The organism is Roseicyclus amphidinii, from assembly GCF_030163755.1.
Lineage (GTDB): Bacteria > Pseudomonadota > Alphaproteobacteria > Rhodobacterales > Rhodobacteraceae > Roseicyclus > Roseicyclus amphidinii.
Window position 1 is genome coordinate 1 of sequence record NZ_JASJOE010000106.1, and the last position, 6,423, is coordinate 6,423.

Annotated in this window: 7 protein-coding genes; 2 read left to right on the top strand and 5 right to left on the bottom strand. The window is 69.2% G+C overall.

Annotated elements, in window-relative coordinates:
• The 4 genes from QQK83_RS18445 to QQK83_RS18460 all read right to left on the bottom strand — a co-directional run.
• A partial coding sequence (locus QQK83_RS18445; RefSeq protein WP_284266809.1) for a GGDEF domain-containing protein occupies window positions 1-1,009 on the bottom strand: 1,009 nt, incomplete at its 3' end.
• Window positions 1,006-1,587, bottom strand: a complete 582-nt coding sequence (locus QQK83_RS18450) for a heme NO-binding domain-containing protein (protein WP_284266811.1) — start codon at window positions 1,585-1,587, stop codon at window positions 1,006-1,008. The genes QQK83_RS18450 and QQK83_RS18445, both read right to left, overlap by 4 nt.
• 141 nt (window positions 1,588-1,728) lie before the next feature.
• Window positions 1,729-3,288: a trimethylamine methyltransferase family protein gene (locus QQK83_RS18455; RefSeq protein WP_284266813.1), complete on the bottom strand. Its 1,560-nt coding sequence runs from the start codon at window positions 3,286-3,288 to the stop codon at window positions 1,729-1,731.
• 150 nt (window positions 3,289-3,438) lie between these two features.
• On the bottom strand, window positions 3,439-4,131 hold the full coding sequence (locus QQK83_RS18460) for an HAD family hydrolase (RefSeq protein WP_284266815.1): 693 nt from the start codon (window positions 4,129-4,131) through the stop codon (window positions 3,439-3,441).
• A gap of 117 nt (window positions 4,132-4,248) precedes the next feature.
• Between QQK83_RS18460 and QQK83_RS18465 the strand changes: the two genes are divergently transcribed.
• Window positions 4,249-4,692: a MarR family winged helix-turn-helix transcriptional regulator gene (locus QQK83_RS18465; protein ID WP_284266816.1), complete on the top strand. Its 444-nt coding sequence runs from the start codon at window positions 4,249-4,251 to the stop codon at window positions 4,690-4,692.
• 31 nt (window positions 4,693-4,723) lie between these two features.
• Here QQK83_RS18465 and QQK83_RS18470 read toward each other — a convergent pair whose 3' ends face one another.
• Complete coding sequence (locus QQK83_RS18470; protein WP_284266817.1) at window positions 4,724-5,020, bottom strand: DUF3572 domain-containing protein; 297 nt, start codon at window positions 5,018-5,020, stop codon at window positions 4,724-4,726.
• Between the two features lie 99 nt (window positions 5,021-5,119).
• On the opposite strand from QQK83_RS18470, the gene QQK83_RS18475 reads away from it, so the two are divergent.
• Window positions 5,120-6,423 (top strand): diguanylate cyclase domain-containing protein (locus QQK83_RS18475; protein WP_284266818.1); only part of this gene is annotated, 1,304 nt, incomplete at its 3' end.

Consider the following 6,423-nt stretch of genomic DNA (forward strand, 5'->3'; position numbering starts at 1 on the left):
CGGGGGCCGCGGCATGCAGCCTGTAGCACCCGCGCCCGGCGCGCTTGGCCCGGTAAAGCGCCGCATCCGCATCGGCCAGCAGCGCGTCGAGGCCCGGACGCCGCCGGTAGGCGCGGCTCGAGGTGATGCCGATGGAGGCCGAGATCATGCAAAGCCGTCGCTCGAACAACACCGGCTGCTCCAGCGTGGCGATCAGGCGCGCGGCGACGGCCGAAAGCTCCTCATCTCCCGTGCACTCGGGCATCAACACGAGAAACTCGTCCCCGCCCACGCGGCCGGCCACGTCCGTCTCGCGCAGCTGGTGGCGCATCACCTCGCCGACGCGGGCGAGGACCGCGTCGCCCGCGGCATGGCCGTGGGTGTCGTTCACCTCCTTGAAAAGGTCGAGGTCGACATGCAGCAGGCCGAACTCCTGCGCCGGGTCGGCGAGGGCCGCGGCGATCCGCGCATCCATCGCGCGGCGGTTGGCCAGCCCGGTCAGCGGATCGGTCAGCGCCTGCCGCTCGGCCTCGGCGCGGGCGGCTTGCAGCCGCCGGGTCAGGTGCCGCGACAAGGCCATGGTCGAGGCGTTCGCCTCGTGCAGGTACAGCAGTTCGACCGTCTGGTCGCAGGGCGAGAAATCATTGAGCGTCAGGCCGAACTCGGCCACCGCGCGGGCAAAGGACAGGCCCAGCGAGATGTCGAGGATCAGCCCCGCCCCGCCCGGCAGTGCGGCGACCGTGCCACGCAGCGGCAACTCGGGTGCCGAGGTCAGCACGAGCCCCAGCCGCTGACCGGTCAGCCGCGCCAGCGCGCCACAGCCGTCTGCGCCCACCGGGCGGCGCAGGGCGATCACCTCGAACAGGGGGCGCCCGGCCGGGTCCGCCCCGCCCGCCATCTTGCGCAGCGTCGGCCCCACCCGCAGGATGCGCCCATCCGCGCCGACCCACAGGTGCATCGGCATCAGCGTGTCGAGCACCCCGCCCGACAGGCCGATCACCCGGTCCAGCACGGGCGGCAGCCCGGTCATGCCCGCGCCTGCCCAAGCTCGAAGCTGCGCCCGGCGGAATAGGCGGCGTCCAGCAGTTGCACGCGCACCGCCTCGGTGCCGTCGGGGGCGATGCCGTCGAGGTCCAGCAGCGCCAGCGCGCCGTAGTCGTCCGCCATGGCGCGCAGGCAGCCCATGGCGATCGGCCCCATCCCCGGCAGGGTCCAGCGCAGCAGAACGCGAAAGGTCGACGGGTCCAGCCGCTCCAGCGTGATGCGCGGCAAATCGAGGTCGGGCAACGCAAGCCGCCCGCGGTCGCCCAGTTCCTCGAGCGAATAGAGGAAATCGAGGAAGCCGGGCCCGGAGAACCGCATCAGGCGGCGCAGCGGCTCGAGGTGGTCATCGGTCACCAGCCAGGTGCCGATATCCTCGAGCAGCGCGTTGGGGTGCTTGTGCAGCACATGGGCCGTGGCCTGGAAACAGGCCATGGTCAGCGCATCGGGATAGTCGAGCATCGCCTCGAACCCGGCGGGCGGAAGCCCCGCCTGGTCCGACACCTCGGCCCAGACATCCGCCCCGTAGGTGGCGGTGACAAAGCCCTGAAGGGCACGGTTCACCATGCCATGCATCGCCGCTCTCGATCCTGTTGCGCGGGGGCCGGGTGCCTCCCGCGGGGATCGGTCTAGGCGGCGGGAGTAAAGAAACCCTTTCGCAACCGAGGCGATATCGTGGCAATCGCCGACAGTTCGGAAAACCGCGGCTCAGAAATCCGTCGGCGCGCCGCCCTCCTGCTTGCGGCGGGCGACGAAGGCGGCCAGCTCCTCGCGGATCGCGGGGTCCATGGGGGGCGGCTCGAACTCGGCGATGATCTTCTTGTAGATCCCGTGCGCGCGCTCGGCGCTCCAGATGCCGCCCGCCGATTGCCAGGCCTCGTAGTTGCGCCAATCCGACAGGAAGGGACCGTAGAAGGCTTCCTGGTAACGGTCCTGGGTGTGCTGGCAGCCGAAGAAATGCCCGCCCGCGCCCACCTCGGCGATGGCGTCGATGGCCAGATCCGCCTCGGAGGTGCCGAGGATCTGCGGCTCCATGTAGCGCTGGAACTGCTGGATCACTTCGCAATCCATGACGAATTTCTCAGGCGACGCGATCAGCCCGCCCTCCAGCCAGCCCGCCGCGTGATAGACCATGTTGGTCCCCGACTGCACCGCCGCCCAGAGCGAATTCATCGTCTCCCACATCGCCTGCCCGTCGGGCACGTTGGCCGCGCAAACCCCGGACGAGCGCAGCGGCAACCCGTAGAACCGCGCCATCTGGCCGGTGATCTGGGTCGCGCGGATGTATTCCGGCGTGCCGAAGGCGGGCGCGCCCGATTTCATGTCGACGTTGGAGGTGAAGGTGCCGATCGCCACCGGGCTGCCCGGCGCGATCCATTGCAACAGCGCAATGGCCGAAAGCGCCTCGGCCAAGCTCAGCATCACCGCCCCCGAGAGCGTCACCGGCGCCATGGCGCCCGCCAGCGTGAAGGGGGTGACCACCGTCGGCTGGCCGCGGCGCGCCAGCCGCATCGCGCCGTCCAGCATCGGCCAGTCATGCTTGAGCGGCGAGACGGAGTTGATGTTGGTATACATCCGCGGGCTCGCGTCGAATTCCTCATGCGTCAGCCCGCCCGCGATGCGCACCATCTCCATCGCGTCCTCGACGCGCTCGGCGCCCAGCGAATAGGTATGGGCGACCTTGTCGGTCAGCGTCAGTTTCTCATACAGGCAATCGAGGTGCCGGATACCGGCGTGGATGTCGATCGGCTCCACCGGGTAGCCGCCGGCGAAATGGATGCAGTTGAAATACTGCGTGAGCTTCATGAACTCCTTGTAGGTCTCGAAATCGCCGGGCCGCTTGCCGCGCTCGAGATCCCAGGCGTTCGGCGGCGAGGAGACGTTGCCGAACAGGATATGCCCCTCGCCCACGATCAGCTGCCGCTCGGGGTTGCGCGGCGTCAGCGTGAAGGAGGCGGGCGCGCGCGCCACCATCTCCTCGACGAAAGCGCGGTCGAAGCGGACATTCTCGCCCTCGACCCGGCATCCGGCGGCCTGCAGATGCCTGCGCGCCTCCTCGTTCAGGAACTCGATGCCGATCTCGTTCAAGACCCGCATCGCGCCGTCGTGGATCGCCTGCACCCCCTCCTCTCCCAAGGGCTCGGTCGGGCGGTCGATGTTCTTCGGCAGCCGCCAGGGCATCTGCTCGATGGCGTGACCGCCCGCGCGGGCGCTGTGGCCGGCACGGCCCCCGGCGCGGCGGCGGCGGGTTGGGGTGGCGTCGTTCATCTCTCGGGCCTTCCTCGCTGCGCGTGCGCCTGCGTGCTGCTGCGCAAATCGGCTCCCACCCTCGCGCAGGATTTGCCCGCTCAATTGCCCGTATCCGACGCCTGACGTCGCATTTTCACGAAAATCGGTCGCGCCCCGCGGGACCGCCCCTCAGCCCTGCGCGGCGATCCAGCCGGGCAATGCGCCGATGTCGGGCAGCACGGCATCGGCCAGCGGCGCAAGCGCGTCCGCGGTCGCCAGACCGGTCAGAACGGCCACCGTCCGCATCCCGGCCGCGCGCCCGGCGACAAGGTCATGGGCGCTGTCGCCGACCATCACGCAGGCCTCGGGCGCAAGCCCGGTCGCCTGCGCAAAGGCCAGGCACATGCCCGGCGCGGGCTTGCCGCCGTGGCCCGAATCATAGCCGTAGACGACGTCGAACACCTCGAGCACGCCCGCATCCCCAAGATGGGCGCGCGCGGCCGCTTCCGCGTCATTCGTCGCCACGCCGAGGGCCAGGCCGGCCTGTCGCAGCTCCTGCAACAGCGGGGCCAGCGGCAGGACGGGAACCATCCGCGTCGCCGCGGCCTGCGCGGCAAGGCGCGCCTCCAACGCGGCGGGCGACAGCGACGGGACCGCGGGCGACAGCACCGCGACCACCTCGGCAAGGGTGCCCGCGATGGCGATGCTGTCGGGGGCAAATCGCCGGCTGTCCAGATCATAGGACAGAAGATCGGCCATCGCCTGCGCGCGCGCGGTGTCGCCATCGGCAAGATCCTGCAGAACGCCATGCGCCCAGTTCGACCAGCTCAGGTTGAAATCGAACAAGGTGCCGTCCTTGTCGAACAACAATCCGCTCACCATACTATTTTTCCTGTTGCCTATTTTTGCCGGGGCTGCTGTGATCTTTCGCGTTACGTTCGGCATTGCGAATATTGAACGTAACTAAAGAGTAAACAGTGACTATATCGCGTGGTTCCCATGGACGGTTCTCATCTAAAGTTCGGCCTTCACGACAGTGTCGGTCATCATGTCACCCGCGCTGCCCGTTTCGTGGAGCGGCGCGTGGAAAACAACCTTAGAAACTTCGGCCTGACGCGTGTCGGCTGGTGTGTTCTGCTCGCGGTGGCCGAGGAGGGCAAGAAGAACCCCTCCGACATCGCCGAGTTCGTGGGCATCGACCGGACAGCCACGTCGCGCGCGCTGCGCGTGCTCGAGAACGAGGGGCTGATCGGGCGCGAGATGGGCCGCGACGACCGCCGCACCACCGAGGTGAAGCTGACCCCCAAGGGCGACGAGCTGTTCCGCACCGTCCTGCCCGCCTGCCGGGATGCGAACGACCATTTCCACGCCAAGCTGAGCGATGACGAGCTGGACACCCTGCGGGCGCTGCTCGCCAAGCTGACCGAGGGCGAGGCCGACTGAGCGCGGCACGGCCCGTTCGGCCAGGCGCCGATCACGTCCAGTTCGGCTGGTCCCCGCCGGGCAGTCCTGCCCGGATCTGCATGATCTCCTGCGGGGGCCAGCCCTGCGCCTGGGCACAGTCGATCACCCACGCGTCGTCGAGCATCACGAACTCCACCACCGACGCAAGGAACACCGGATCGGCCGCGCGGCTGCGCAGGTCGCCTTCGGTCACGCCTGTTGCGTTGAGAAACACCGGCAAAAGCTCGTCCTGCGCCAGCACCCAGCCGAGGATGCCCAATGCGCGGGTTTCCGCGAGGTCTTTCTTCATCACCAAGATAGCTTCCATCGCTAAAGAGTTTGTTAACCATTGGAGGCGACAAGGGGGCTATGCTTCGCCCGCAGCGTCGGACGGGGCGACATGACGAGTAGCTGGAAAGAGGCGCGCATGACAGGGCGAATTCTGGTCGTAGACGATGTGGCCACGAACCGTATCGTCATGAAGGTCAAGCTGAACGCAGCCTGCTATGCCGTGGACCAGGCCGATTGCGGCAGGGCCGCCCTCGCCCATGCCCGCACCCATGCCCCCGACCTGATCCTGCTCGACGTGGTGATGCCCGACATGTCGGGCCTCGATGTCTGCCGACGGCTCAAGGCCGATCCCGAGACCGCGGATATCCCGATCATCCTGATCACCGCGCTCAGCGACCGCGAGGCCAAGATGTCCGGGCTGGAGGCGGGGGCGGATGATTTCCTGACCAAGCCGGTGGACGAGATGACGCTGCTCGCCCGCGTCCGCTCGCTTCTGCGGGCGCGCGACACCGCGCGCGAGCTGCGCCAGCGCGGCGAGCCGGTGCTGGGCTTCGCCGAGGCCGCTTGCGGTTTCGACGCGCAGGATAGGCCCGGCCGCATCGCGCTGGTGGCTGCAGGCCCCAAGGGGGCCGTCCTGTGGAAGACCGCGCTCGACGACCGCGTCGGCGGCGAGGTGACGATCCTGCCGCGCGACGCCGCCCTCGGCGCGCTCGGCACCGCCGAGGAGGACGCGCCCGATGTCTTCGTCATCGCCGCCGATCTCGCCCACCGCAACGAGGGGCTGCGCCTGTTGTCGGACCTGCGCTCGCGGCCCGCGACCCGCAATGCGGCCACCGTGATCATCCTGCCCGAGGGCGACCGGGAGCGCGCGGCGATCGCGCTCGACCTCGGCGCGCATGACATCCTCTACGATCCGTTCGACGCGCAGGAACTGGCGCTGCGCATCCGCGCGCAGATGGGCCGCAAGCTGCAGGACGACCGGCTGCGCGCCTCGCTCAGGGCCGGGCTCGAGATGGCGATGACCGACAGCCTGACCGGGCTGCACAACCGCCGATACGCGCTTTACCGGCTCGACCGGATGCTGGCCGCCCCCGGACCGGGCGTCGCGGTGATGCTGCTGGACCTCGACCATTTCAAGCAGATCAACGACACCCATGGCCATTCCGTCGGCGACGAGGTGCTGCGCCGCGTCGCGCGGCGACTGCGCAGCCAGTTGCGCAACGGCGACCTGCTGGCGCGGATCGGCGGCGAGGAATTCCTCGTCGCCCTGCCCGACAGCGACCGCGGCGCGGCCCTCGACTGCGCCGAGCGGCTGCGCGCCGCCGTGGGCGAGGCGATCTTCGCGCTCGGCTGCGACGGGCCGGCGCTGACCGTCACGCTCAGTGCCGGCCTCGCGCTGTCGCCCGCGGGCAGCGGCGAGGCCGCCCAAAGCCTGATCGA